The sequence below is a fragment of the Glutamicibacter sp. NPDC127525 genome, assembly GCF_042672105.1.
GTDB lineage: Bacteria > Actinomycetota > Actinomycetes > Actinomycetales > Micrococcaceae > Glutamicibacter.
The window spans coordinates 22,014-46,763 of sequence record NZ_JBHXVN010000004.1; the positions used below are offsets into that span (position 1 = coordinate 22,014).

Consider the following 24,750-nt stretch of genomic DNA (forward strand, 5'->3'; position numbering starts at 1 on the left):
GGCTGATCCTTGGATCAGCCCGCCAAACTGCTTAATACTGCTCCGCGCTTAATCTTTCGTTGGCGATCAGCCCCGCCAGGCGAGCCACTTCGTTCACTACGTTGGCTGCGTCTTGCAAGGTTCGGGCCGCGGGGTGGCGCAGGTCGCCCGCTTGCGCGGCAATAGCGGTCCCCCACTGCGCTGATGACAATTGCAATCCCAGCACGAATAGCCCGCGGTGCGCCAGCCCATCGCTGTTGACCAGGCGGTATGGTTCACCGACCACGTCGAAACCGGATCCAGGCAGGCTTTCGCCTTCCGTGTTCTTCCAAGTGTGCACGCGCGCTACGTGATCTCCCAAGAGCTGCTTTATCAGTGCCGCGTTATTTTGCAGCACGCGGTTACTCGGCATCATCGCTTCGCACATGGTCTTCGCAGTGTGCACCTCCGCATCTACCCAGGGCGAGGAGGCGGTGAACTGCTCGGAAGCCTCGTCGAAGCCGAACTCCGGGTCCGGGCCAAGGAAGGTTACGATCCCGGCGCGCGAGAGCGCCAGCAGCTGTTCAATGCGTTCGAGCGGCGGGCCTGAGGACAGCCCTTCGACCAGTGGCTCGAAGTGCGCTTGGATTTCTTCAATGCGCGACTGCTCGTCGATCACGCCGGAAGCAATCAGCTCCTTGACCAGCATGCGTCCGGCATTCATCGTCATGATGGCGCATGACAACGGGTCTTCTAGCCCGCCGGTGCTGTGCCGGGCGTTGCCCACGAGGTAGTCGCGTACTGCCTGCTGGTATTGCTCATCGGAGCTGAACCCGAGTTCTTCAAATGGCCTTGCCAGCTTTGGCACATCGAGCCACTGCAACTGCGGGAACTGCCCGACGAACTTGCGCAGTTCGCTAAGCCACACTTGGCTTCCTTCATGGTGCTCCGCAGAGAGGATCGCTTCGAGCTGATCAACGAATTCTCGCTCATCGAGGCCTTCCGGGGCACCATGCGCGCGAGCGCAGGTGCTGTAGTAGGCGAACAAGATGTCCCGGTGCAGTTTGGGCCAAATATGGCGTGAGAACACCAAGGAGGAGGCAGGGTTGGTGGCGCGTGCTTCGGCAAGGCGCCCGATGAGTTCCGGAGCGTCGAAGTAGCGTAGTTCAATTTCATCAGGAATGAACTGCTCCACTACTGGCTTGCCCCAGTAGGGGGTACCTCGGCGCGAAGCTACGATCAGTGCCGGCTCCCGGCCTGAGCCGATGTACTGCAGGCGATGCCCCGGCTCGGTGCCGGCTTCACGGAAAATCCCGCCGCGGCCTGCCGTCAGCTCGGCCATGCCGTCAAAGAAATTCAAGCCCAACCCGCGGATCAACGCAGGCTGGCCCTCCTTGAACTGGGAGTAGTCGAGGTCCGCTGGAACATTCGGTGGCAGGTAGGTGGCCCCGGCTTGGGAGGCAGCTTCCTTGAGCTGCTTCTGCCATGGGTTCAGTTCTGCCGGCTGGTGGCCCAAGGCCAGCACCACAGCGTCAGCGGCCAGCTGACGGGTTTCGGCACCCTCCAGGTTACTGCGGAAATCGATCTGATAGGCGTTGCCGACGGGGCGGACCGCAACGACTTCTGCGGCTACATGTTCGATGCTGAAATTCTCGTGGGTGGCAAGTATCGCTGCGCTGCGCTCATACACGTGCTCGAGGTACTCGCCATAGATTGCGCGTGACGGATAGGAGCCGGGTTCAATTTGCCCGATCAGCTTGGCATGCTCATCGGTGAGCTTGCGTCCATCGCCGCGCAGTGCGACGAACTGGCGAAAGCTCAGCCCCGGTTCATCGCCCAACCGTTCGGGGGCCACTGTCGGAAATGATGACGGGGTGTTCATCAGGAAATGCTCCGACTGTTCCGGGTTCCACACGTGGCCGGAGCCCGGAGGGAACGGATCAAAGACCGTAACTTTCAGAACGGTGCCTTGGGCCGGGAGTTTCAACGCCAAGTTAGCGAGTCTTTCAACCACGCTCGTGCCGCGTGGGCCTGCCCCGACAAGGGCCAGGCTGAACTCGTTCTTTGGTGTTGCTATCTCGCTGTTCACTCCTCTAGGTTATTACCTTTGGAACAGGGCATGGGCCAGACGCATAGACTATGGCCATGACTGAGCATGATTCTGAGGTTGCAAGCGCTGATCCGTATTCCTGGCTTGAAGGAATTCACGACGAAACGGCACTCGAATGGGTGCGGGATCAGACCCAGCGTACCGAGTCCGAGCTGTACGACGACTCGTTCCATGCCACTGCGGAGCGGATCAAAACGGTCCTGGATGCCCAAGACCGCATTCCCATGGTGACCAAGCGTGGCGATCACTACTACAACTTCTGGCGCGATTCCGCCCATCGTCTTGGACTTTGGCGTCGCACCACTTGGAATTCCTACCTCAGCGACGACCCGCAGTGGGAAATCCTATTGGATCTTGACCTGCATGCGCAGCTGGAAGGCCACGAATGGCATTTCGCTGGTTCAGCACTCCTGCGTCCAGCGGCCGGTGGCGCCTACCAGCGGGCGCTGCTTCGCTTGAGTCCTGACGGCGGCGACCAGGTGCGCATTCGCGAATTCGATCTGGCCTCCAAGAGCTTCGTTGCCGGCGGTTTCGACCTTCCCGTTGCGAAGACCCAAGCCTCGTGGATTGACCACGATACGTTGCTTGTCGGTTCCGCCAGCAGCGAGCAGTTCACAACCCGTTCGACCTACGCGAATACCTTGAGAAGGCTCAGCCGCGGCATGGAGATCGAAGAAGCGCCAATTCTCTTCCAAGTCGATAGAGAACATGTCGCAGCCTTCGGCTACTTCGATTCGACTCCGGGATTCGAACGCGTGGTCACCACTGATGCCATCGACTTCTACAATTCCACTGCCGGTGTCCTCATCGACGGGGAACACCATCTGATCGATGTTCCAACCGATGTGCAGGTCAGCCTGCACCGGCAGTGGGCCCTCTTTGCTCCCCAAACCAATTGGGAACACCAGGGCCAGAAGATCGCTGCGGGTTCATTGGCTATCGCCCGGCTGGATAGATTCCTCGAGTCCGGCAGCATCGAGAAGGTTCTCTTCGTCCCGGATGCGCACACTGCGCTGGAATCATTGAGCTTTACCGCCAATTATCTGCTGCTCACCGTATTGTGTGATGTGGCTTCGCAAGTGCGCATTATTGATCTCGCAGATCATTTCAGCCAGTCGGACATGCCGCTGAAGGATCCAATGCTCAGCGTCTCGGTGGGAGCCGTTGATGATGAGGACCCGGAGCATGGCGATGACTATTGGATGACCATCACCGGATTCATTACCCCTACTACCTTGTTGCGCGGCACAGTTGGTTCGGCAGCAAAGGTCGTGAAGAAATCGCCGGATCGCTTTGATGCCGGTGGTTTTGAAGTCACCCAGCATTTTGCGTCCTCTGCGGACGGCACCAGGGTTCCATATTTCCAGGTCGCGGCATCCGACTTGGTTCACGATGGGAAGAACCCGGTGCTGATGGACGGCTACGGCGGTTTCCAGCACAGCATGACTCCTGGCTATGCAGCCGCCATGGGCACCGGTTGGTTATCGCGGCGTACCGTTGAGGGCCGCAAACCGGTATACGTCATGGCCAACATTCGCGGTGGTGGCGAGTACGGGCCGGATTGGCATCGTGCTGCCCTGCGTGAAAAGCGCCATCGTGCCTACGAGGATTTCGCAGCCATCGCCCAGGACCTGGTGGCTCGCCGGGTGACGTCCCGCGCGCATTTGGCCGCGACAGGGCGTTCTAACGGCGGGTTGCTCATGGGCAATATGATCTCTGGCTACCCGCACTTGTTCGGAGCAATTTCCTGCGGCGTCCCGCTATTGGACATGCAGCGCTACACGCAGCTAGCTGCCGGCCATTCCTGGATTGCCGAGTACGGCGACCCGCAGGTTCCCGGGGACTGGGACTTCCTGCGGACTTTCTCCCCCGTGCATCGACTCACCGACCAGCCTCATCCAGCCAATGACTATCCGGCCTCGTTGATTTGGACCACGACTTCTGATGACCGTGTCGGCCCTTCGCAGGCACGCATCATGGCAGCCAAAATGATGGATCTGGGCATTGCCAATGTGCGGTACCACGAGCCACAGGGCGGTGGCCATGCCGGGTCAACGGATAACGAGTCAACCGCCAAAATGCTGGCGACCAGCTACGAATTCCTGTGGCGACAGGTGCGTTAGCTCTCTCGTTTTGGAACACGCGCCCATCTTCGGGTAGGCTAGATTCTGCTGGAAACAGCGGATGGACACGTGCCAGAGCGGCCGAATGGACTTCACTGCTAATGAAGGGTCGGGCTAAAACTCGACCGGGGGTTCAAATCCCCCCGTGTCCGCGATAAAACCCCTAGTCACCTAGGGGTTTTTTTGTTGGGTGGTCATGGAACCGTCACAAATGGTCATGGCTATGCCCCATACTGATCCCATGGCAAGCCTCGACAAATACAACACCCCCACCGGAACCACCAAACACCGCGTTCGATGGCTCACCAACGGAACCCGCGAATCACAGTCCTTCGACACCGAAAAAGACGCCCTGCGCTGGAAAGCCGTCATCGAAGCAGCCCAAGGCGACACGGACCGGGCCCTAGAATCCATCGAGAACCAACTCGAACAAGGACCAACCGTCACCGAACTCCTAATACGCCACATCGACCAGCTCACCGACGTAGGCGACTACCAGCTCAGCCGATACCGCAAAGCCGTGGAACAGCACTTCGCCGGAGAGCTCGGCGCCATGAAGATCCGCCGTGTCACCTCCGAACACATCGTGGACTGGCAACGCTACATGGCCGAAAAAGGGCTGCAGGCAAAAAGCATCGCCAACCAGCGCGGCCTGCTGTCCGCCGCGTTCTCCACGGGCATCCGGCTCCGCATCCTCGACCACAACCCCTGCGCCGGCGTACGCCTACCCAAAGACAACCGGCCCACCGAGCAGATGCAGATCATCCCGCTCGACCAATGGAACGACCTCATGGGAGTCATGCACGCCCACTACGTCCCGTTCTCCTGGATGCTCCTCTATTCCGGGGCGCGGTTCGGTGAACTGACTGCCGTGCAGAAACCCGACTTCGGGTTCATCGGTGCCACATCCGTCCTACGTATCACCAAAGCTTGGAAGGAAGATGACAAGTACAAGTATTACCTTGGCGCTCCCAAGACCAGGAAGGGCAAACGGTCCGTTTCGCTGTCCCGGCAGGCGGACAAGATGATGCGGCCTTTACTCGCAAATCGCACAGATGAAGAACTCGTCTTCAAGACCGTGTATGGTCGGCAGATCCGTTCGTCCGGCTATCACAAAGTCTGGGGGCAAGCTTGGACGGCACTAGGAGTTTCGAAGGAGCGGCGGCCACGTCCTCACGACATACGGCACACGCACGCATCGATGATGCTGGCCAACGGGATGGACATGTACGAACTGTCCCGGCGGTTAGGCCATGAATCAGTCAAGACTACGGTGGACCGATACAGCCACTTGGTGGAGGGTGCTCACGCTCGCGGCGCGTCCATCGCCGACTCCGCATTTGGGTGAAAAGTATGCCCCGCAAATTGAACTCTGCGGGGCTATGCTTATTCTTCGCCGTCTTGCTTCTCAACTTCTAGCTCGTCCCACCATTGCCTGATTCTAGGGTCTTGGTAGGGTCCGAGGTTTCCGTATTGATCCATAAGGCGAATTCTAGTCGGATGCCGGGAGGCTTGATGTCCACGGGTCTGGTCGGAAGCTGATCTTCTGGTCTTCGCGTTGGTGCCATGTGTGATTGTCTTCAGTGCTTCGCCAGAGGCTGTCGCTCTGCCGGATGCGAGTGGCCGAAGTGGTTGGTACCCACTTCACGTCCAAGGGCCCGTTGTACACCCAGCGCGCACCATTGGACGGGTACTCGATAAACAGTTCACCTGGTATCCAACCGCGCACGCGGGCATGGATCTTGCCGAGCTCCGGGTGTGTCACCTGCACGTAAGGGTATTCCCGGACCATGTACGTACGCATTTGCTCGAAGCGAGGGTCGGAGAACTCAGCCATGCTTCGATTGTCTCTTAACGCAGAAAACCGCCCCACCCTCGTTTGAGGATGGGGCGGTTTTGTCTATTCGTCCAGGGTCACTGTGCCTTCGACATTGCCTGCGGGTGGTTCGTCAGTCTTGGTACCGGCTGCCAACCAAGGCAGGAAACGTTGGAAGAACGACTCCATACCTGGCAGGGCCATGATGCGGGTGATCGCCGCAGCGATACCCAATGCCAGCGCAGCGGCGCCGGTGGCAGCTTCTGGGCTACCCATAGTGGCAGCCGTGTAGATCGACGGTGCCATGGCCGCGAGAGCGACGATGACCGCGAGGATCGTTCGGACGGTAGCTCGCCACGGGTGCTGGGACTGGGTGGTGACGGATGCATGCTTAGCCATGGTGTCTCCTTAGTTGTTGTCGTTGAGCCATCGCTGGATGGCCTTGCCGGTTTCCTTTTCGGGCTTGCCGTCAAGGCGCCACTTGCGGGTGTCGTAGTAGACCTTGCCGCGGTGGCCCAGGTCGTCGGCCATCATGCGCTGGAACTCGACCCAGAACCAGTAGCCGGCCTTGCCGTCCTTCTTGAGCGGCGTGCCCTTCTTGGCACCACGGGCGGCGAACGGGGTCTTGAGGTAGTAGCCGTTGCGCTGCATCAGCGTCATGGTGTCAGTGATGGTCAGCTTCTCGAACTTGCCATCCCACTGCTTGTTGAGACCGTTCACGACGTTCTCCAGCAGGATCTGCAGGGCACCGATCTCCCAGGACAGGAAGTTGCCGTTGATCGTCAGATCGGCGTAGTTGTCCGGGAAGTTCGTGGAGCCGTTCGGAACGTTGGTAGGCGACTGGTCGGCAACCTTAGCAGGCTTAGGCTTCGGCTTGACTGGCTTAGACGGCTTGCCAGCGGGCTTCACGTCACCCACTTCGCCGTTGGCTGCTGCCCAGATGCCGGGGATCTGCAGGATCTTCGCGTCACCGGGACAGATCTTTCCGCGTGCAGAGCTGAACTTGATACCCCCAGGCTTGTAAGAGCTGGAAAGGATACCCGGACGCCCAGCGAAGTTACCCTCAACGCCAAGGCGATGCCACGACAGCCCAGCACTGTTCTCGTTGCTCTGGGTGTTCTTGGCGACCTGATTCTTGATTTCGTGGGTGTCGCGTGCCCACTTCCACAGCTTGGTGAGCGCTTCAACCTGCTCGTCAGTCCACGGTTCGCCGTCCGGGTTCTTCACGCCGCCCTGGGTCTCTACCGAAATAGTAGAGTCGTTGCCGTTCATGTCCGACGCGGAACGATAAGCAGTATCAATGTACTGCTCCACGGTGCCATCCTTCGCCACGTAGAAGTGGCTGCAAGCACTGTTGGAACGCGAGAACATGCCATACAAGCTCGACGCTTCAGACACGGCAACATGCAGGTTCATGCGCCGCCACCGGGCAATCTTCACCTTGTTCCACTTCGGGATAAGACGCTTCTTAGCGCCGGGATAAATAGCCATGAGGGCCACCTTTCGGGCATGAGAAAGCCCCGCCACACACCATGACGGGGCAAAAGGAAAAGACCGCTAACGGCGGTCAGTCGTGAATACCAGCAGGCCAATCCGGCGCTGGTGGAGGTTGTCCAGTGTCAATGTGGTGTCGGAGCCGGTAGATGTAATCGAGACGAACACGACTAGTACGCATGACCGTGTTCAGTTTCGCTTCCATCTTGTCCAACCGTTCATCCTGCTTATCAGCACGCTTGTCAGCTTGGATGAGCTGTTCTTGAAGTTGGTCGATGAGCGCGTTTTCTCGGCTGCCTTTTTGGGTTCGGTGCGCTGCACGTGTAGCCCATGCTGCGAGTGCGGCGACGACGATTGGGACGACGACTTGTGCAACAACCCCCCAGTTGATGTTAGTCATCGGTTCGGATACCTCCGCGCTTGAGTGCACCGATTTTGGTTAGCAGGCCGGAAACAATCAAGGCGAACGAACCATACAAACCGAGGTAGAACCATTCGCGTGAACCCCAACCAACGTTGAGGATGGTCACGATATAGGAGAACAGGTAGGTTGCTGCGGTTGCCGTGCATAGGGCGACGGTCAGGCTGATAGCTTTCCTACCTCGTTGCGCGATCATCTCCCACACTGCGATAACCGCTGTGACCGCCCACGCGATAACCCACACCCATGCGGGAATGAACGTGACAATGCGCGTCCAATTCACCGGCAGGTTATTTGGTGCCGAGTTGGGCAGGTACCCGCAAATGTGGGTGACCGCTAACAAGACCACCGCGCCGAGCATGAGCCGGCGACCCTGCTGATACTTACCCTTCAAGATCATGCGACGCACCCCCTCGGCGGGTTACGGGACGGCTGAAACACATGAGTAGGCATAGTGCCTCCGATCCAATACGATCTAAGAATGGACAGTGAAAAAGTAGAAATCTACAGCGACGGCCAATGGTATGAAGTGGAGTCCGAGGATAAAGCACACGAGATTGCGGCTTCCACCGGCACTTCCTATCGGGTAATGCGCAACGGGACGTGGGACGAATACTCGCCAGTCTGGTAATCGAGACGGTAAATTGTCACCCATGACTGAATACCCGCGTCGAAACATCGAGCGATACAAGAAGCCAGTACAAACGTTCACATCGCTCAACGAATTCCTTCACGCAGAACACATCAAACCCGGAATTATTTCTATTAGCGGTGCTCTGCCTATCGATCTCCTCTATTCGCCCGCGAATAGCTCAACGACGGTTGTGTCTTTCCACGCGGCTCTTACCAAGGCAGAGACCCCATTGCCGATGTTTGCAGGGGCTAAGGTCAGCCAAGACGGTCCAGTGAATCGGATCTTCATCGCAGATTCAGGCTTGTATGCAGGATCCGAACACAAGATCGCTTGGTTCGCTGGTACTCGTGAGCTCGACTTCCAAAAGCAGCTCCCGAAGATTATCGACAAACTACTGGTCCAAGCAGGCGGAACGCGCACCCTCTTCTGGGGTCCATCCGCCGGCGGTTTCGCAGCACTCTACTATTCGAAGCTGTTCCCAGACTCACTTGCGGTAGCAATCAACCCGCAGACGATCATTGCCAACTTCGGGCTGGCTAATCAGCGGGCCTACACCGAGGCAGCTTTCGGAACGGAAACGCAGGAACAGCATGAAGAAGCCCTAGCCACCTCGTTCAATTCCAATCTGCTGGATTGGTATGACGGACAGGTTCCTAACTACATTCTTTACGTGCAGAACGAATCCGATAACCACGTGCAGAACCATATGGAGCCGTTCCTGTCATCACTCGACGATCAATCGCGAGTCCGTATACACATGGGTAACTGGGGTCAGGGACACGTAGCACCTTCACCCGAGGAAATTCGGCAGATCATCGCCAGCTTCACTCTTCAAGAGGGCGGATGGGGCGAAGTCCTCGCGAACTTCACCCCACCTGTCACTGTTTCACGATAATTTGGCCATGTATGATTACCCGCATGGACATCACTGAAGCAGCCGAAATGATTCTCATGGAATCTGACTACCTAAGCGATTGGTACTCAGAAGAAGCCGCCAACGGAAACCTAGCCTAAGCAACAAGCCCAGGATAGGCGGACTGCAAAGCAGTACGCACTGTCTGGCATTCCGCCTGGCTCAGCGCCCGCTTCCATACCGCCACTTCCAGCACTTCGACACGGCCATAGTTCGTTGATGCGCGCCCGATAGATACGTTCGTGTTTTCACGATCTGTTGCCTGAGCACCGTAGTTCCCGTCGACCACTGTTGCACCGACACCGCCAGCGAAGTCGTTGATCACCGTCACCACATGGAACATCGGCTGATCCAAGCTCTCCGGCTGAGATAAAGCCGTGGCGCCAATGCGTGTCGAGGCACTTCCACCCTGCGATCCGCGCATCAGGTAGCCGCCATCCCACGCGACTGCTCCTTCAGTGGTTCCTGCCGGGTCCAGAACCCTAAGCAAGAACGTCACCGTCTTTGCATTAGTCAGCAGCGACCCCGCGGTGATCACGTCGTCTACGCCATCAGTGCGCAGCACCTTCGTACCGTTAGGCCCAGTGCCGGCAATGGGCTGCGCAGTCACGGTGGACTGAGCCAGGGCGACATCCCCTGTGTATGCCGGCCAGCTGGAAACCGGCTGCCCGATCGTTCCGAGCATGGACGATGACCACCGGTGAGCTACCCCAGCCACTCCCAGCCCGGGCAGGAGAGTTGGCAGTGAGGCGCTGTTGCCGCCGGTTGCCGTGTACTTTCGTCGTTCGATGACGGTCATGCTGATACCTCCATGGTCGGATAGCTGGTTCCTGATTCGTTCGATGTGCTGATGCGGGCCCGAACCGGGGTGCTGCTGGTAATGGTGTGAGTGGTTGCCAGAGGCCCAGCCAGAGTTTGGCTAGCCCACGTGATCCCGTCGGTGCTGGTTTCGAGGGTGAAGGACATGGCCCGGCCCAGTGGGTAGTCCCAGCTGATGATTACCTGATCACCTGAACGAAGTGCCTGCGGGTTTCTCGGTGAGTAAGGCAACCCACCAGCAAGGTTCAGCCTGGCCCGGCGTAGACCGTCGGTTGCCATCCGCTCGCCGCGCTCCCGGTTGCCCTCCGGAGAGAAGTGAATCTGCTCGTTGTACTGGAGGTGGTTTGCCGGTCCGAACACATAGGCGGTGTTGAAAAGCCGGGACTGGGTGTTCTCATGGGCACGCACAATCCCGTCAGTACCTTCACGGCCGCCCTGTTGCGGACTGGCGATTTCCTCGGGAGTCAGTGATCCGAGGATCACCGGCAGGTCCGGCTGTCCAGTCTGGTTGCGGATCTGCGCCACTAGGTCATCGAACGCCGCGGCGTAGGTCGCTTCCGTTTTCCGTGTCCGGTCGTTCTCTCCCTGGGACCAGAGCATCGCCAGCACTTCGGCGTTGCCCGTGTACGCTAGAGCTCCGGCCAGCGAGTCGAACAACCGCTGTGCGAGGTTGTTCGGATCGGCTGTCAGCGTGCGGTCCCATGTGCCACCAGAGCTATAAACGTAGCCTTCTGGTGGAGGGTTGATGGAGGACGAGCTGAATCCGGTAGAGCCGACCGTCACTGGCACGATCAGCAATTCAGCATCCGGATTATCCTCCAGGTACTTGCGGGCGAACGCCGAGGCGATCGACGGGGTTACGTTCGGGGAGACGTCCACTACGGTTCCGTTAATCCGGTTCCACCATTTCAACCGGGAATCAGGCTCAGCCAGTTCGGGTCCGTCAGTGTTGAATCGCCAGATAGCATTGGACTGGCCCGCAACGATAAGGATCTTCGCGGCCCCAGTCCTAGCGGCACCACCGTTCAACGAATCCACATCCAAGTGGGGGATGTGGATTGTGCCATCCTCGCGTTCGCCAATCAGCAGCTTGCCGGCAGCGTCGGTAGTGACATGCGCGTAGCCTTCGAAGGAATCCACGCGGACGGACCCTCCCGGAGTATCCAGCGTCCCGGCTTCGAGGTGGGTGACGTACTTCGTTCCATCCCATCTCTCGCCTTCGATCAGCTTCCCCGCTTCGTCCAGGGTTATATGGGCGAAGTCGTTATCGTCCGGTACGGCTGATGGCGCGAACTCAGCTACAGCATCGATGCGATCATCTTGCTCCACGTTCTTATCCAAGAGCGTGGCGATCGTGGGGTTAGCGTTTACTGCGGCCGCGGCGGCATCCACGATCGTCGTGTCCGAGGCAATGTAATCCGCGGTGATCTGCTGGACCACCGGCGTTACCTGTTCGCTGACGCGTGCATCGATCGCCGCACCGGTCAGTGGATCGTTGACCTTCGACGCGACATTCGAGTCCGTGACCAGTGCATCCGACGGGATCTGACTCGCTGGTACTTTGCCACCGACAAGATCAGCCTTGCTCTCCATGGCGAATTCGACTTCAATCTGGGAGGGCTTCGCGTCCAGTGCCTGCTGCATCGCACTGCTGATCGGCTTGTTCAGATCCGAAGTGTTATCCACATTCGGAAGCCCCACCTTCGCCTTGGTCGGAGTTGCCCATTGGGTTGTGCCAGAGCTGGTCTTCTCAATGTACTGGCCAGTGGAACCTCCCTCTGGAACGCCCGGACCGGCGGGGCCCGGGCGTCCCGGGAATTGGCCATCTAGCGGGATCGGGATCAGGGGAAGCCCTTCGCCTGGATCCACCATGGCATTGCCCGTGTTCAGCGCATCTGCGACCGTGTTAGTTCGCTTCACCGTGTTGCCTCCTTAGGCTGCGTAAGCGTTGATTTGCTGGACCTCCACGGTCCCGCCGGAGACCCGTGAAAGATTGAAAGTCAGGGATGATCCCCCGACCTTGGGAACCGCGAAGAACTTGCGGATCTCCACCCAGGTACCAGCGGGGATCGTGTAGTCCTTGGTGGTGTTCGTTGCTCCGCCAGAGACAGCCAGGCGAACGACGCTGGTTGCCGTCGCCTTGACTACCGCATGGAATTCGCGGATGCTCCCGCGAGCCCACGCCACAGGCAAGAGGGTTAGCGGGTATGACAGCGCAGCAGTGCCAGAAGTTGCCGGATTTCCGGAAGCGTTCAGCGCCCATCCATCCCAACCGTTGAGAGAACCGTTGAATCCGCCGGGAAGCAAGTTGTTGCGGTAGTCCTCCGACGGATCCACAGTGAACAGTGCCCGTCGGGTCAGAATCATGATTCGTCCTGCGTCGCGCTGCTCGGCGAGCCATTGAATGTCAGCACGCAGCTGCGCGGTTGTCCGATACCCGCTGGTATCCAGCCAACCGGGATGATGCAGGCCAGTCAGCGCGTACTTGCCCGCGATTGCCTTCTCGACGTTGTCCCGGAACTCCTGCGAGCTTGTGGATTCACCGATGCCACCGTGAGCCTGTCCGATCAGGTCATATCCGCCACCAGGCTGCATATAGCCGCCCTTGCGGGCACCGACGAAGGCGTAGCGGGACAGGAGCATCTTGCCAGCGGTGGTCTCTGTGAAGTCCTCGATCGATTGGCCATCGTATCCACCGTATGGGCCACTCGATACGCCTGTTCCGGGCATGGACCAACCATCGATCACCACGGAAGGCATCTGCTTTTCCATATGATCTGCAGAGTCGATGATTTCCTTCTTCAGCGCACTCGCACTTGAAGCTGCACCGTGAGTCCATGAATGGCCCTGGGGTTCCATGCCGTCATTGAGAACCCACGATTGCACGGTTCCCCACGGCACTTCCTCGGCCAAAGCGTGGTTCACTTTCCCTTCGACCCAGTTCACGGCCAGCGCCATGGTTGCCGGGATGTCGAACTCGCGCAGGATCGGGAGGACCTTGTCCCGGAACGCCGCGTTGTAGTCGTCAAATTGGAGAGCGATAGCGGCTTTGCCTCCGGTGCCGAGCTTGTACCCTAGACGCTTGCGCGCTTCGTCCACGCGGAAAGCATGCTTGAGCGCGTACTGCTCAGTGTCAGCATCCCCGCCGCCACCGCCACCGCTCGCCATGAGGTTGACCCATTCAGTCCACTGGGACGTAGCCAAACCCAGACGCTGACGAGTCCACACGCCAGGCGGGTAACCGGTAATGCCGTATGAGAAGTACATCTGCGTGTTGACACCACCGGTGTCATTCCACAGCTTGCCGGGTGCAGGAACTGGCAGGCCAATAACCTCACGGGCCGTCGTCGTTGAAGCCAGGCTCCAGAACCCGGCCTTCTCGGGCAAAAACCAGTAATCGAGGTTATCCCCGGCAGAAATGATGCCGCTGTTCTTGATGGTGTTGGTGGAGTTCAGGTTCATCCACGCGCCGAAACCGCCGGATAATCCTGTACGTCCACGGAACCAGAACGCCTCTGGAGAACCAGTGGAGCGGAACGAGGTGAGGAACTGTCCGCCCAAGCCAGGCAGGACGAACAACTGGCCAGCCACAACGCCCGACGGAAGACCGGTCAGGGTCGCGGCGCCGGAACCCGAGAACGTCCATGAACCTTCGTAAGCCGGGGTGTGCCAGGTGTTGATGTTCGACCCGTTAGGGATCGATCCCTTATGAATGGACCCGGCAGGACCGCGAGGACCGTTCACGTTAGCAACGTGAACAACTGATGTTGCAAGAGCCATTGTTTACACTCCTCGGTAAATGTCGCCGGTGTTTTGACCGTTCAAGTTTTGTGGGTCATCAGGGTCGGTGTCCCACCAGTTCTGACCGCGTTGCAGTCCAGGTGGCGGGGTTAGCTTCGCTCTGTTTGGAGACAGTGCCATCATCACGAGAGACAGGTTCGGGAGTGACCCCCCCCAGCCACCTTGTGGTGGTCCGATGACGATGAACTGGTCAAGGGATCCGCCGGCGCCCACGGGGACGCGGATCTGCCAACCAGGGAAGTCCATGCTCGGGCCTGACCCGTCCACCCACTCGATGCGCAGGGTGTAGAAGCAATCCGTGGCCATCACCGTGGTGGCAGTCAGATTTGCTGTTCCTTCACCGTTCGAGTTAGGCGTGACCCGTACTTCAGCCGTGGGATGGATTGTGCCGGGCGTGGTGGTTGCCGCTTGCAACATCGCCTCGTTGGGCCGGAATACGACAACGCATTGCCGGCTGGCCATGCTGGCACCGACCAGATCTCGAACTCGGAAATCAACTGCAGGCATCCCGCCTCCTTAACTAGAAAACCCACCGGCTAAGCGGTGGGTTGATTTGAGATATTGAGTAATGCCTGCGTTTTCCACAGCTCGAACTGCGACGTTCCAAGAGCTTCCTGGTACTTCGGAATCACTGATTCAGCGACCAGCACCTGCTGTCGAAGCGACGTGTTTTCTGACTGCATTGCAGCGACCTTTTGCTGGAGCTCTTCGATCCATCCAAGAAGTTCTGATTCCGTATCGTCATGCTGAGGCATGCTGTGGCTCCTTACGGGGTCCATGTCGAGCGGTACACCTGACCGCCCGAAGTGATGTGAAGATTGGGTGGGTTCGAAGTTGACGGGAGATTAGGAGCGTAGAACCCCACGCCTTGGAAGCGGGCAAACCCGGCAACTTCAATCTGACCAGTTAGCCATGTCTTGGCAGCGTCCAAATCGATCGCTCCGGCGCGGGCTTTGACCAGAGTCGTCCCGAAGCTGAGCTGAGCTTTCGACCCGTCCAAGGTGGTTTTTGCTGCGCCCTTGTAGTCCAGTTCAGCCCGGGTCGAGTCCAGAGAAACCGACGACGAGGAAGAAGACGATAATGAAATCTGATCAGCCGCACCCGAAACCATGTTTCCGCCCGGAGCCTGAATCATGTAAATACTGTTCGGGTCAATGACCACGTCCCCGAACGTTGCTTTCCCGTTCGGTTCGATCTCCGTCACGCCGGCTTTGAATATTCCGCCGGCGGTGATCTCTAAGTCAGCCTCAACGGTAGTCGCACCACGTAAACGGGTTTCTGCCGTCACATCCAGAGTCTCGGTAATATCTACCGACCCGTTGAAGTGGGTAGGCCCGTTGAACGTTGATTCGCCATTTTGCTCAAACGTGCCAGACATCGTTGTCGGACCAGTGAAATCATTCTGTCCGGAGAAGTTGTTATCTCCGGACAGATTATTGGTGCCGTCCATGTTGTTCGTGCCGGAACCGTTGAACGTCCCCGTTACGTCCAGCAGGCCAGTAACCCGCTGCGTACCTGCGACACCGAGGAACCCGTCAATGTTGACGTTCGAACCCTCGGCCCAGTGCGTGGAACCACGCTCAACAACCGTTGAAGCCAGGTCAGTTTTGGTGCCGTAAGTTCGCACTTGGCGCTTATTCTGGTTTACCGTACTGTCCGTTAGGGACCGAACTTTAGCCACGCTCAACCGCCCTTCGGCTGGAATTCAAGGGTCACGAAGTCACTCGAAATATCACCCGAATACTTGATGACACGCCAATCCCGCCAACCAGTAGTGAAGTACGGATCATCACGGATATACCAGTGAACGTTCGTTCCTGGTCGCAACTCCCACATGCTCCCCAGCACAGGAGAATCAAGTTTGATCTGGCAGCCGGCCTGCCGGATAGCCCCGTTGTTAGCTACCAGCTCGGATGCAGCATGATCGTAAAGTTCGGGGCCCTTCTTGATGTTCTTGAATTGTTCTTGCCGTTCCATCGACGGATAATCCGCGATGTTTGCGGACTGTGATTCCCGCACCAGGAGCCCCGGGCTTTTCGCGGTCTTCTTTCCCTGCCCCTCGCCTACCGCAAACATCTGCGTCGCCAGAGACTGGGCGTTCGTTTTGATCCACAAGCCCTTCGCCGGCGCCTGATCGGCACTGAAATTGACTTCAATTTCGTTCAGCGTCAGCTCACCGGTGCGCACTGTGAACCGCAGTCCGCCAGTACCATCCCATTCAGGCCGGAAATCAACGTCAGGGCCATCGGAAAGATCCATGATTTCCTGCATGGCATCCATGAGGGTATCGAGGTTGTACCCGTAGTACGTGCGCGATCGGCCGCCGGAGTAGTCATCCTCATAGACCATGGGAATATTTCGGCCATTGCCAGACACCGCCAGCTGCACCAGACGTTTGATGATGGTGTCGTATTCGAGCCCTGAGAACGTGGTTTCCCAGTTCACGATGTTCTCGTCCCGGACTGCGCTAATCAGGCGTAGGTCGAACAGTGACCAAATGTCGTTGTGCGTGATGTTGAGCTTCTGCGAGTCTCGGTCGTAGTTAGCGTCCCAAACGATGCCCGCGTACACTACGACGTTGTCGTAATCCACGACGATGGCACGTTGCCCTGGGTAGAGCTCGGTCAGGTTCGCGTATGCGGCCACGTCCGGGTCGGATAGGTTGAAGCTCGCGTTTCCGCCTGACCCGCCGTTCATTGTTCGAGACCAGCTGCATGAGGTTGGGAGCAGTTCCACACGATCGGCCCAAGTTTTGGTTGAAACACTCCACACTCGGTAACCCAAAGTGGCCTCCTAAATGAATGTGTCGTTATAGCGGACCGTTATTGATCCGTATGATCCTGCGCCTGTGCTGATGAACATGTTCTGAGCCATGCCGGGATTGATCGGGGAGAAGTTCGCTGTGCTCAGTCCGCCGCGCACAACCGAACCGCCAACGCGAAGAATGCCCGTCCTGAAATCAATCTCATGCGGAGCACTAGATACAATGGCACGCGTTACCACAACCTGCCTGCCGTTCAGAGTGAGCGTATACCCGTTGGATGATGACGCGGATACCGTGATCACTGGCCAAGCAGGAGCTGTCCCTCGGTGATACAAGGAAGCTGCGTCAACCGTGTTTCCTGGTACCGCGTACGACTCTCCATATTTGTACGAGTTGATGAACCGTAGTTCCATTTGGAAGGGCAGGTGTCGGCCTTTGATTTGCCCTGGCTTAATGCGTCCGCGGCGTGCGTTGGCCCACCGTGGCAACCCGAACTGGTCCACCTGGAAACGGCCCGGGTTGCGCAGTAGCGAGGTGAGTTGTTCACGGGCTGTGAAAGCGTCACCTGGGTTACTGGCCGACAACCGTCCATTGAGGGTGACAAGTCGTGGCCCGTAAAACACGGGCGCATCGTAATCACCGTCAGCGAAGGGGCGGGACTCCGAGTTCGATTTATCCGCCGGAGTCTCGTCCCAGCCTTCCATGCGGTTGATCCTCCACAACCCGAACCGATCCAAGCCGTGGATGGTCTGCCCGTCGAGGGTTACTGATTTACTCATGCGCCCTCCTTAGAGCAGAACATCGGAGCCTTGTGCGCGTAGAGATTCGTTGGCGCGGGATTTGAAGATCTGCCATGTAGCTTCGGGATCTTCTTGCCCCTCGATGGTCACGTAGAAGGTTTGTCCACCAGCTTCGACTGGTGTGGTAACACCATTCGAGGTAGGCACCCCGACTTCAGGGTCAATGCCGTTGGCGACCATCCAGGACACGTCACCCAGCGTTGCGCCGAGCGACGGCATGGACGCTTCGATACCGTCTTCAAGGCCGTCCATGATCCACCCGCCGGCCGGAACCAGCAGGTTCAGGTCGTACTGCTTCGGTCCCTTGTGATCTGCGATCCAAGTGCCGATGCCGCCTACGAAGTCCTTCACAGCGTTGAAGCCGTTGGTGAGGCCTTCTAAGAAGCCGTCGAGGATCTGCTTGCCTGCGTCGATCAGAAGATTACCCAGATTTCCCAGCGCGTCGAGGATTTTCCCGGGCAGGCTTTGGAACCATTCGACAGCTCCGTCTACGAAGTTTCCTATGCCGTCGCCGGCTTTTTGCAGGCTATCGGACAGGAAGTTCATGAATCCGCCCCAGACCTCAGAGACCCAGGCGACCACTGCATCCCAGTTCGCAGCTAGCAGGAGGACCGCACCGATCAGGAGCATGATGCCCAGGACGATCCACGTTACCGGGCTCGCAAGCAAAGCTGCGTTCAGTAGCCATTGCACGCCGGTCCAGACCGCGATTGCTGCAGCGATAAGACCGATCACGCCAATGAGTGGGATGAGCAGCGGTGCGAACTGGATCAGCAGGTCCAAGATTGGCTGGATCAACGGCATGGCCTGTTCCATGGCCCCGCCAAGCTCAGAGATCATCGTGTTCTTGAACTCTGTGAGTGCAGCACCGGGCCCGTTGTGGATTTCGTCGGTCATCCGCTGAGCTGTTCCGACTACGTCGCCAAGCCCCCCGTCCATGTTGGCCAGCTGGTCAATGAACCCGGGTATCTCACCCGTGGAAAGGTCTTCCAACGGGGTGCCGAACAGAGCGAGGGCAGCCTGTGATTGGGCGGCGGGGTCTTTCATGTCCTGCAGCCCAAGAATGATCTTCGCGAAGGCCTGCTCGGCGGTGTCGCCGCCGGCCAGCAGGTCCTTGGTCATCTGCTCTTGATCCATGCCAAGAGCTGCGTAGGCTTCGCCGGAGGCTTTCGACATGTCCGTGGAGCGGATCGTGAATTCTTTGAGCGCGTCGCCGGTCTTGTCGATTCCGTACATGCCCTTGGCAGATGCTTCGGCCAGCATCGTCATAGCGGTTTCGCCGCCGATGCCGAGCTGTTGGAAGAACGGCCCGTATTCGTCAGTCGCATCAATGATCTCTTCGCGGACGTTCTTCGGTACCTTCTGCAAGGTGGCCGCCAGCAGGTCAGCTGCTTCGGCTCCGTCTTTCGCCAGCCCTGTGGTGATCATTTGACCGATGACTTGTGAAACACGGTCTGATTCGAGTTCGAACACGCTGGCCATGTCCATGACGGTGCCGGTCATCTTCGCGACTTCTTCTTCGGTGGCTTGGCGCATCCCCTTGATGGAGGTGATCACACCGGCTGCGGCTGCGCCGGTGTCTGCCGAGCTTTCACCGTAGCCTTTGGCGAACAGGGCGCCGGCGACGTTACCTGCTGTCTCGGCTTCTTTGGATGCTGGGTCGAGGCTTGCGCGTACGGCACGAGTCGCTGTGTCCCCGGTAATCGCGCTAGCCAGGCCAGCTGCCATTGCTGCGCCCACGAGTGCACCACCGGCCATTGCCGCCTTCTGCAGCTTCGGTGACTTCAAGCCCTTCTGGAAACCGTCCAGAGACTTCTCAGCCGGGGAGGTGTCCAGCCCTACGTAGCCGACCAGTTCGCCAATCGAAAGGGCCAAGGGATCCTCCTAGGGTTTAGCGGCGGCGTTGAGGCCTGCCAGGTTGCTTGTTCTTCTCCGGTGGGTAGATCTTCAACCGGAGCCGTGAATGTTCCACCGCGAACAGGCCTGCCACACGCGTGATCAGCCACCTGTATGTCCGAGTACCCAGAACGCCGGACTCCACGTCGATGCTGTAGAACTGGTGCAAGTCAGCTTCAATCAGGTTCCAGTGGGTGAACAGGTCTACCCACTGCAGCCCCGAGTTGGGTGGTTTCCCGTCGGGGTATGCGTATCGTTCGCTTAGGCCCGATTCCGGGTTGTACGCGCCGCGGCCGTACGGGTCCGGGTCGCCGTTCGGCGCGCCGACCTGTTCGGCGCTTGTGCTTTTCCCCCCGAGGCCCAGAACATGTCTGCGATATTTTCGCCCTGGGTGGCGTGCAGGAGGGCGTACATGGAGGCGATGCGCATGTGCTCGAACGTGAGCCCGTCCTCAACCATTTCTTCCCACAGGCCACCGGTGAGAACGTCACGAACCATGTCGTGTTCCTGCTGGTCGTTGAGGATCTGCATGTCGTCATCGTCGGGGATGAAGTCTTGGTCTTTTTGCTTCGCCTGCTGGGCGCGGAAAGCGACTGAGACGAAACTGTTGAACGCCAGACCTACTTCGGCGGTCACTGCCGGCACATGGTACGTCTTGCCGTTGATCGGAAGGTCATGGCCGGGCTTGATGATTTGGGAGAGGTCTTTGAGCTTACCCATGGTGTGCTCCTTGTCGAGGTTGAACCGGTAGGCGTGCACCTCGACGCGACACGCCTACCGGAGGTTGTTGGGGTTACGGGGTGACTGGGACCGTGAACTCGGTCAGTGCACCGCGACCGGTCAAGGTCAGGGCTGCAGTGGTGAGGTCGGTCTTTGGGCCGCCGTTGTCCACGAACGAAACATCGGCAATGCCCTGGTCGCCGGTCGTTGCGCCGACCTGCCAGAAGCGAGTGTGCACAAGGCCGCCTTCGAGAACTTCGCGAGAAGCGGCCTTCAGGATTGCTTGGCCCGGGTCGGCAGCCATACCGGCGCGAGGGGTCTTCACGGTGCCTTCACCGGTCCAGCCGATGCCGGTCGCGATCTGCGAAGTCCAGTGAGTGCCGTCGAACTCGGAATCGTCCTCAAGGTTCTTCTCGGTCTGTGGAGGGGTGAACTCGGTAATACCGAAAACACGGGTCCAAGTGGTCGGTGCGGTTCCGTCGGTGTACGGGGCAACTTCCATTGCCCAGTCACCAAGCACGCCGGGGGTGATTCCCATGATCTAGTCCTTTCGATGTGTGCCAGACCGGGTGATCTGGGCGTAATAGTTTTGGGTGGCTTCTTGCCGGTTGTTGGCATCAGCGGGGAGGCTGGCCCCGCTGTTCCTGTACACGCGCACGACCGGAGTTGTCCCCCAGGTGGTGTGTTTCAGGTCGTGGAGCGCGTCAAAGATCCGGTCTGTGGTGTCTTTGACGAATCGGCGGTCGTTGCGTGGGCCGCGGATCCGGAATTGGATTCCTTGAATGCTGTCCGTGGTTCCTTCATCAGCTACCGGGTAGAGCGCGATGGCGATCGCCCGGTCAGGGTCAGGTGGCAGCTGGTCGAAGCTGATCGCTGTTTCGGTACTGGTATAGGTTCCGCTGGTGCGGAACGTGCCAATACCCAGATCATGGAGGAGGGTTGCCAGGGCCGTCATGAAGTCGGTTTGGAACATCACAACTCCCCTCGTGTCGCCTTGGCGATAATCTCACCTACGGTGTCTTTCTCCGCGTTGAGGGCGTTCTCCAAGTACTTCGCTTCGCGCCCGTTGTCGTGGCGCAGGCTCATGTCCTCGTGCTGGACCGCTGCATAAGGTGTGTTGTAGCTGATTGCCGCACGGAGCTTGCCACTCTCATAGGAGACACTGCCTGCGTCTTCCAGAATTCCTTCTTCGTGAGGGACACGCTTGTTGGACTCTCCGAGGACGTGTTCAGCTCCAAGGACAAGCCCCTTCTCCAACGCACCGTTGAGGGTCTGCATCAAGGTGCGGTTCGGGTTGAACGACCACGAGCCTATGCTCTTGCCTTTAGGCCGGGCCATTAGGTCAACGCCACTTCAACGTGCGCGGGAAGATCCAGCAAGCCCGGATCCGCGACACCGGCTTTGATGACGTTCGCTGTCCTGGTTGGCAGGATGACTTCCGATCCGGGGGTGTACAGTGCGGCTGTGTATGGTGGGCCGGTGAGCGTTGTTTCCGAGATGACTTCGGCGCCGGCCCCGTCACGCACGAGTGTGCGGGTTTCATCGATGAAGCACCGCACGTTCGCGGTTTCTTCCCATTGGTCTCCCCACGCGTCGGAGCCGAGTAGGGTTCGGACGGTGACGGTCTTGTCGTAGAAGTCTTCCAGCTCGTCTGCAGCTGTCATCGGTTCACCACCGTGCTGACCAGGCCAGCGTTTCGGAGGATCTGGAACGCTGCAGCGCACAACGTGAACAGCGCGTCCACACGGGCTTGTTTGGCCCGGGCCGCGTCCGCCGCATCGTAGGACACTGAAGCGCCCTTGATGCTCTTGGACGATGCCACACGCTTGCCAGTCTCTACGAGCTCACCCGTTGCGGGGTCCAGATCGTTGGCGGCCCAGAACGCTACCTGCGCGCATGTCGCGTCGCGGAAGGCTGCGGCAGTCTTGGTGTGCCGTGGCATCCCCTCGGAATCGACCGAATAAACGGCCAGCATCGTCGCTTCCTCCACCAAAGCAGAAGCCGAGCGGAGAAGGGGCACCACGTTATCCGGCGGTGCCTGACCCGTCCATTCCTGAACGTCCGCAGCTGTTGCATAGATACGCATGATGCCCCGCCCTAGTTACTCTGCTGGTGGCTGTTCTTCAGTCTTGGCAGGTGCGCCCTCCCAAGACTCGATCAAGCTGGAACGGTTCTTTCCAGCCTTCTCAGCCTCAACGATGCGGGAGAACTCCGCGTCTCGTGCTTCAGGGTCAGAATCATCCAACCCATCCACGTAAGCGCGGACTTCGGCAACGTTGTGCTTCGACGGATCGAACGGGCCCGAAGGCTCAGATCCGATGGTGTAACCAGCGTTCTTGCAGTAGTTGATCACTGCCTGGTTGTCAGTCTCGGCCTTGCCATTGGCGAACTGAACGCCGCCAACAATGCCGTTGAAGTCCTTTACAGGTGCTTCGATAGTGGTAGCCATGGGCTATACCTCCGGTTCTGGGGTTGCCGCGGTAGGCTGTGCCTCAACGAGGCTGGCCAGTTCATCCGCGTTCTGAGGTTCAGGTGCAGCACCAACAGGCCCAGTTGCGATGGTGCGTACGCTCTCGTCGCCGTGCAGGCCGGGAGAGATAACGTTGGGGCCGTGCGGGTTGCCAAGCTCACCCGCTGCACCAGCGTTCGACGGTGCGAGGAAGTCAACCGGTGAAGGGGTCACCGCTGCATCACGCAACGGTGACCCGATCCGGGTTGGTTCCACGTAGTTACGCGGATCAGCACCCATGGTTACGCTCCTAGGGTGATGCCGCGGAACACGCCGGCGGCCTTGGTCTTCTTCAGTGCAACACCGACTGGGCCCATCTCCACTTCGCCGGTCTTCACAGCACCCGGGGTGGTGAAGTCTGGGGCGTAGTAGTTGATGATCTGACCGCCGAGGGTGGACAGGCCGTGGAAGCCGTCCAGGCCGAAGCGGATGGCGTACAGGTCGGTCACGCCCGCGGTGATCGGGATGACTGGTGCTGCTGAACCGGACTTCAGGCCAGCGTCTACCAGTCGTGCGTCGTAGTAGCTGATGATCGTGGTGTCACGAGGGCCCACGGTCTGGGTCGCCTGGTTGGCGTACCGTGCTGCAGCCTTGATCAGCTGGATGGTGCGCTGGTTACCAACGAGCGCGCCAGCAGCACCGTCGAGGCTGGCCAGCAGGTCATCCACGTCGGTGAGGATCTTGAACGCGAGTGCCTGAGTCATCGGGCCGGACCAGTCGCGGACGGTGGAATCCTCAGTGGAGGATCCGGTCAGCGCTTTGGACAGGCCATCGAACGAGTCAGCGTCAACGGCGGAGTCGCCGAGGATGACAGCTTCGCCGAACTTGGCCTGCACAGCCTTGATCTTCTGCGAGGACTGCAATGCGACCTCGTTAGAAGCTGCAGGGCCAATATTCGCGAGTACGCGGTCGATCTGGAAGGAACCACCAAGTACCTTCAGTTCAGTGGTGAACTGCTCAGTGGTGGCTTCCTTTGGAACGTACTCGGAGTTGATCGCACGGAATGCGGCTTCGCCCGGGGTGACCAGTCGGCGGTAGCCGTAGGTCAAGGTGGCGCCGCCACCGGCAGGGTTCACAACGTCGTCAAAGGTGACGAGCTCCATGAGGTCGTTGGTGCGGAACTCGTCAATGATGGCGGTGTCGAGGTCGGTCTGGGCGTTCTGAGACGCCTGAGCAAGTGTTACGGGCATGGGGGTTCAGTCCTTACTTGGTGCCGTAATGGGATGCAGTCGCCTCGGCGAGGCTCATGCTTTTCTTGGTTCGCTGTTCGCCGGACCCGCCGGCACCATCAGCAGAGCTCGATCCCGCCACCCGGACGGCTTTGAGCTTGGGATTGCTTTCGACTGCTTCCTTGATCGCCTTCTCTACGTCGGCGGTCTTGGTGTGGTCGATTTCCGCGATCTTCGCCAGGAAGGCGCGGGAGTCTAGGAGCGCGTCAGCGTCGGCACCGTGCTTGCCGGCTAGCTTGTAGACAGCTAGTTCGGTCTGTGCTTGCTTGGTGGCGGTGTCGCGTTCGGCCAGCTGCTTGGTGAGCTGTTCGGCGGTGGGCTTTTCGTCGCCCTTCGCGTCAGGGTTGAGCGCCTTCTGGATTGCGGCGAGGGTCTTGGCTGCTACTCGTTCGTCGCCTTCACCTTTGCGCAGGTCTGCGATCATCTTCTGAGCAGCAGGTGGCAGGGACTCAACCTTGCCGTCCCACTCGTCGGCCTTCGGAGCTTCTGCGGCTTTCGGTGCCGGTGGGGTGGCCGGTGGAGTGCCGCCAGCTGGTGTCTCGTTGCCTGCAGGGGTGCCGGCAGGTTCGCCCGCTGGTTCTCCGCCGGGTGCGCCGTCGGCGTTCATCTGCATATCGCCCCATAGTGCGCGGTTGAACTCGATTAGAGCTTCAACACCGCCTGGTGCGTATGGGTCGATACCGTGAATAGTCTTGGGTCGAGGCATGGCAATAAACCCCTTTCAAGGGCATGGATTAATCTGC

28 protein-coding genes and 1 tRNA gene are annotated in these 24,750 nt (G+C 59.0%); 4 read left to right on the forward strand and 25 right to left on the reverse strand.

The annotated features are described in order from the left end of the window. Positions 1-31: 31 nt before the first annotated feature. The gene (locus tag ACFVHU_RS10280) at positions 32-2,047 is read right to left on the reverse strand and encodes an FAD/NAD(P)-binding protein (protein ID WP_388024217.1); all 2,016 of its coding nucleotides are present in this window, start codon (positions 2,045-2,047) and stop codon (positions 32-34) included. 56 nt (positions 2,048-2,103) lie between these two features. Between ACFVHU_RS10280 and ACFVHU_RS10285 the strand changes: the two genes are divergently transcribed. The 3 genes from ACFVHU_RS10285 (at position 2,104) to ACFVHU_RS10295 (ending at position 5,539) form a co-directional block, all read left to right on the forward strand. Then, entirely contained in the window at positions 2,104-4,191 is a 2,088-nt protein-coding gene (locus tag ACFVHU_RS10285; RefSeq protein WP_388024218.1) for a prolyl oligopeptidase family protein, read from the forward strand. Between the two features lie 63 nt (positions 4,192-4,254). Continuing rightward, positions 4,255-4,343, forward strand: a tRNA-Ser gene (locus ACFVHU_RS10290). 89 nt (positions 4,344-4,432) lie between these two features. Further along, positions 4,433-5,539 carry a tyrosine-type recombinase/integrase gene (locus tag ACFVHU_RS10295; protein WP_388024220.1) on the forward strand — a complete coding sequence of 369 codons (1,107 nt, stop codon included), beginning with the start codon at positions 4,433-4,435 and terminating at the stop codon, positions 5,537-5,539. A 144-nt stretch (positions 5,540-5,683) separates the two neighbouring features. On the opposite strand, the gene ACFVHU_RS10300 is transcribed toward ACFVHU_RS10295, so the two are convergent. The 5 genes from ACFVHU_RS10300 to ACFVHU_RS10320 all read right to left on the reverse strand — a co-directional run bounded on the left by ACFVHU_RS10300 (position 5,684) and on the right by ACFVHU_RS10320 (position 8,322). After that, positions 5,684-6,028, reverse strand: a complete 345-nt coding sequence (locus tag ACFVHU_RS10300; protein WP_388024221.1) for a hypothetical protein — start codon at positions 6,026-6,028, stop codon at positions 5,684-5,686. Positions 6,029-6,091: 63 nt separating this feature from the next. Further along, positions 6,092-6,406, reverse strand: coding sequence for a hypothetical protein (locus ACFVHU_RS10305; RefSeq protein ID WP_388024223.1), 315 nt, complete (start codon positions 6,404-6,406; stop codon positions 6,092-6,094). Between the two features lie 9 nt (positions 6,407-6,415). Next, positions 6,416-7,498, reverse strand: coding sequence for an N-acetylmuramoyl-L-alanine amidase (locus tag ACFVHU_RS10310; RefSeq protein ID WP_388024224.1), 1,083 nt, complete (start codon positions 7,496-7,498; stop codon positions 6,416-6,418). Between the two features lie 76 nt (positions 7,499-7,574). Then, a complete protein-coding gene (locus ACFVHU_RS10315) occupies positions 7,575-7,901 on the reverse strand; it encodes a hypothetical protein (protein WP_359196041.1) in 327 nt (108 codons plus the stop codon). Continuing rightward, positions 7,894-8,322: a hypothetical protein gene (locus ACFVHU_RS10320; protein ID WP_388024226.1), complete on the reverse strand. Its 429-nt coding sequence runs from the start codon at positions 8,320-8,322 to the stop codon at positions 7,894-7,896. Before ACFVHU_RS10320 ends, ACFVHU_RS10315 begins: the two co-directional genes overlap by 8 nt. A gap of 253 nt (positions 8,323-8,575) precedes the next feature. Here ACFVHU_RS10320 and ACFVHU_RS10325 point away from each other — a divergent pair, with 253 nt between their 5' ends. Then, positions 8,576-9,451, forward strand: coding sequence for a hypothetical protein (locus ACFVHU_RS10325; RefSeq protein ID WP_388024228.1), 876 nt, complete (start codon positions 8,576-8,578; stop codon positions 9,449-9,451). A gap of 115 nt (positions 9,452-9,566) precedes the next feature. Here ACFVHU_RS10325 and ACFVHU_RS10330 read toward each other — a convergent pair whose 3' ends face one another. The 19 genes from ACFVHU_RS10330 to ACFVHU_RS10420 all read right to left on the reverse strand — a co-directional run bounded on the left by ACFVHU_RS10330 (position 9,567) and on the right by ACFVHU_RS10420 (position 24,713). Beyond that, positions 9,567-10,268, reverse strand: a complete 702-nt coding sequence (locus ACFVHU_RS10330) for a hypothetical protein (RefSeq protein WP_388024229.1) — start codon at positions 10,266-10,268, stop codon at positions 9,567-9,569. Beyond that, positions 10,265-12,208 (reverse strand): sialate O-acetylesterase, encoded by a 1,944-nt coding sequence (locus ACFVHU_RS10335; RefSeq protein WP_388024231.1) that lies wholly within the window; start codon positions 12,206-12,208, stop codon positions 10,265-10,267. The genes ACFVHU_RS10330 and ACFVHU_RS10335 overlap by 4 nt, the downstream gene beginning before the upstream one ends. A gap of 12 nt (positions 12,209-12,220) precedes the next feature. Continuing rightward, positions 12,221-14,068, reverse strand: a complete 1,848-nt coding sequence (locus ACFVHU_RS10340; protein WP_388024233.1) for a polysaccharide deacetylase family protein — start codon at positions 14,066-14,068, stop codon at positions 12,221-12,223. Between the two features lie 3 nt (positions 14,069-14,071). Then, entirely contained in the window at positions 14,072-14,596 is a 525-nt protein-coding gene (locus ACFVHU_RS10345) for a hypothetical protein (RefSeq protein ID WP_388024235.1), read from the reverse strand. 29 nt (positions 14,597-14,625) lie between these two features. Next, entirely contained in the window at positions 14,626-14,844 is a 219-nt protein-coding gene (locus tag ACFVHU_RS10350; protein ID WP_388024236.1) for a hypothetical protein, read from the reverse strand. 11 nt (positions 14,845-14,855) lie between these two features. After that, on the reverse strand, positions 14,856-15,716 hold the full coding sequence (locus ACFVHU_RS10355; RefSeq protein ID WP_388024238.1) for a hypothetical protein: 861 nt from the start codon (positions 15,714-15,716) through the stop codon (positions 14,856-14,858). A 56-nt stretch (positions 15,717-15,772) separates the two neighbouring features. Then, entirely contained in the window at positions 15,773-16,786 is a 1,014-nt protein-coding gene (locus ACFVHU_RS10360) for a hypothetical protein (protein ID WP_388024240.1), read from the reverse strand. 96 nt (positions 16,787-16,882) lie between these two features. After that, a complete protein-coding gene (locus ACFVHU_RS10365; RefSeq protein ID WP_388024241.1) occupies positions 16,883-17,632 on the reverse strand; it encodes a hypothetical protein in 750 nt (249 codons plus the stop codon). Positions 17,633-17,641: 9 nt separating this feature from the next. Beyond that, positions 17,642-19,528: a phage tail tape measure protein gene (locus ACFVHU_RS10370; protein WP_388024242.1), complete on the reverse strand. Its 1,887-nt coding sequence runs from the start codon at positions 19,526-19,528 to the stop codon at positions 17,642-17,644. 282 nt (positions 19,529-19,810) lie between these two features. Beyond that, entirely contained in the window at positions 19,811-20,269 is a 459-nt protein-coding gene (locus ACFVHU_RS10375; protein WP_388024244.1) for a hypothetical protein, read from the reverse strand. A gap of 73 nt (positions 20,270-20,342) precedes the next feature. Beyond that, the gene (locus tag ACFVHU_RS10380) at positions 20,343-20,807 is read right to left on the reverse strand and encodes a phage tail tube protein (protein WP_388024246.1); all 465 of its coding nucleotides are present in this window, start codon (positions 20,805-20,807) and stop codon (positions 20,343-20,345) included. A 3-nt stretch (positions 20,808-20,810) separates the two neighbouring features. After that, complete coding sequence (locus tag ACFVHU_RS10385; protein WP_388024247.1) at positions 20,811-21,242, reverse strand: minor capsid protein; 432 nt, start codon at positions 21,240-21,242, stop codon at positions 20,811-20,813. Further along, a complete protein-coding gene (locus ACFVHU_RS10390) occupies positions 21,242-21,607 on the reverse strand; it encodes a hypothetical protein (RefSeq protein WP_388024249.1) in 366 nt (121 codons plus the stop codon). Before ACFVHU_RS10390 ends, ACFVHU_RS10385 begins: the two co-directional genes overlap by 1 nt. After that, positions 21,607-21,933: a hypothetical protein gene (locus tag ACFVHU_RS10395; protein ID WP_388024251.1), complete on the reverse strand. Its 327-nt coding sequence runs from the start codon at positions 21,931-21,933 to the stop codon at positions 21,607-21,609. The genes ACFVHU_RS10390 and ACFVHU_RS10395 overlap by 1 nt, the downstream gene beginning before the upstream one ends. Next, entirely contained in the window at positions 21,930-22,355 is a 426-nt protein-coding gene (locus ACFVHU_RS10400; RefSeq protein ID WP_388024252.1) for a hypothetical protein, read from the reverse strand. Before ACFVHU_RS10400 ends, ACFVHU_RS10395 begins: the two co-directional genes overlap by 4 nt. A gap of 15 nt (positions 22,356-22,370) precedes the next feature. Then, the gene (locus ACFVHU_RS10405) at positions 22,371-22,718 is read right to left on the reverse strand and encodes a hypothetical protein (RefSeq protein WP_388024254.1); all 348 of its coding nucleotides are present in this window, start codon (positions 22,716-22,718) and stop codon (positions 22,371-22,373) included. 3 nt (positions 22,719-22,721) lie between these two features. After that, on the reverse strand, positions 22,722-23,018 hold the full coding sequence (locus ACFVHU_RS10410; RefSeq protein ID WP_388024256.1) for a hypothetical protein: 297 nt from the start codon (positions 23,016-23,018) through the stop codon (positions 22,722-22,724). A gap of 2 nt (positions 23,019-23,020) precedes the next feature. Then, positions 23,021-23,968, reverse strand: a complete 948-nt coding sequence (locus tag ACFVHU_RS10415) for a major capsid protein (RefSeq protein WP_388024258.1) — start codon at positions 23,966-23,968, stop codon at positions 23,021-23,023. Between the two features lie 13 nt (positions 23,969-23,981). Next, positions 23,982-24,713: a hypothetical protein gene (locus ACFVHU_RS10420; RefSeq protein WP_388024259.1), complete on the reverse strand. Its 732-nt coding sequence runs from the start codon at positions 24,711-24,713 to the stop codon at positions 23,982-23,984. Positions 24,714-24,750: the final 37 nt, after the last annotated feature.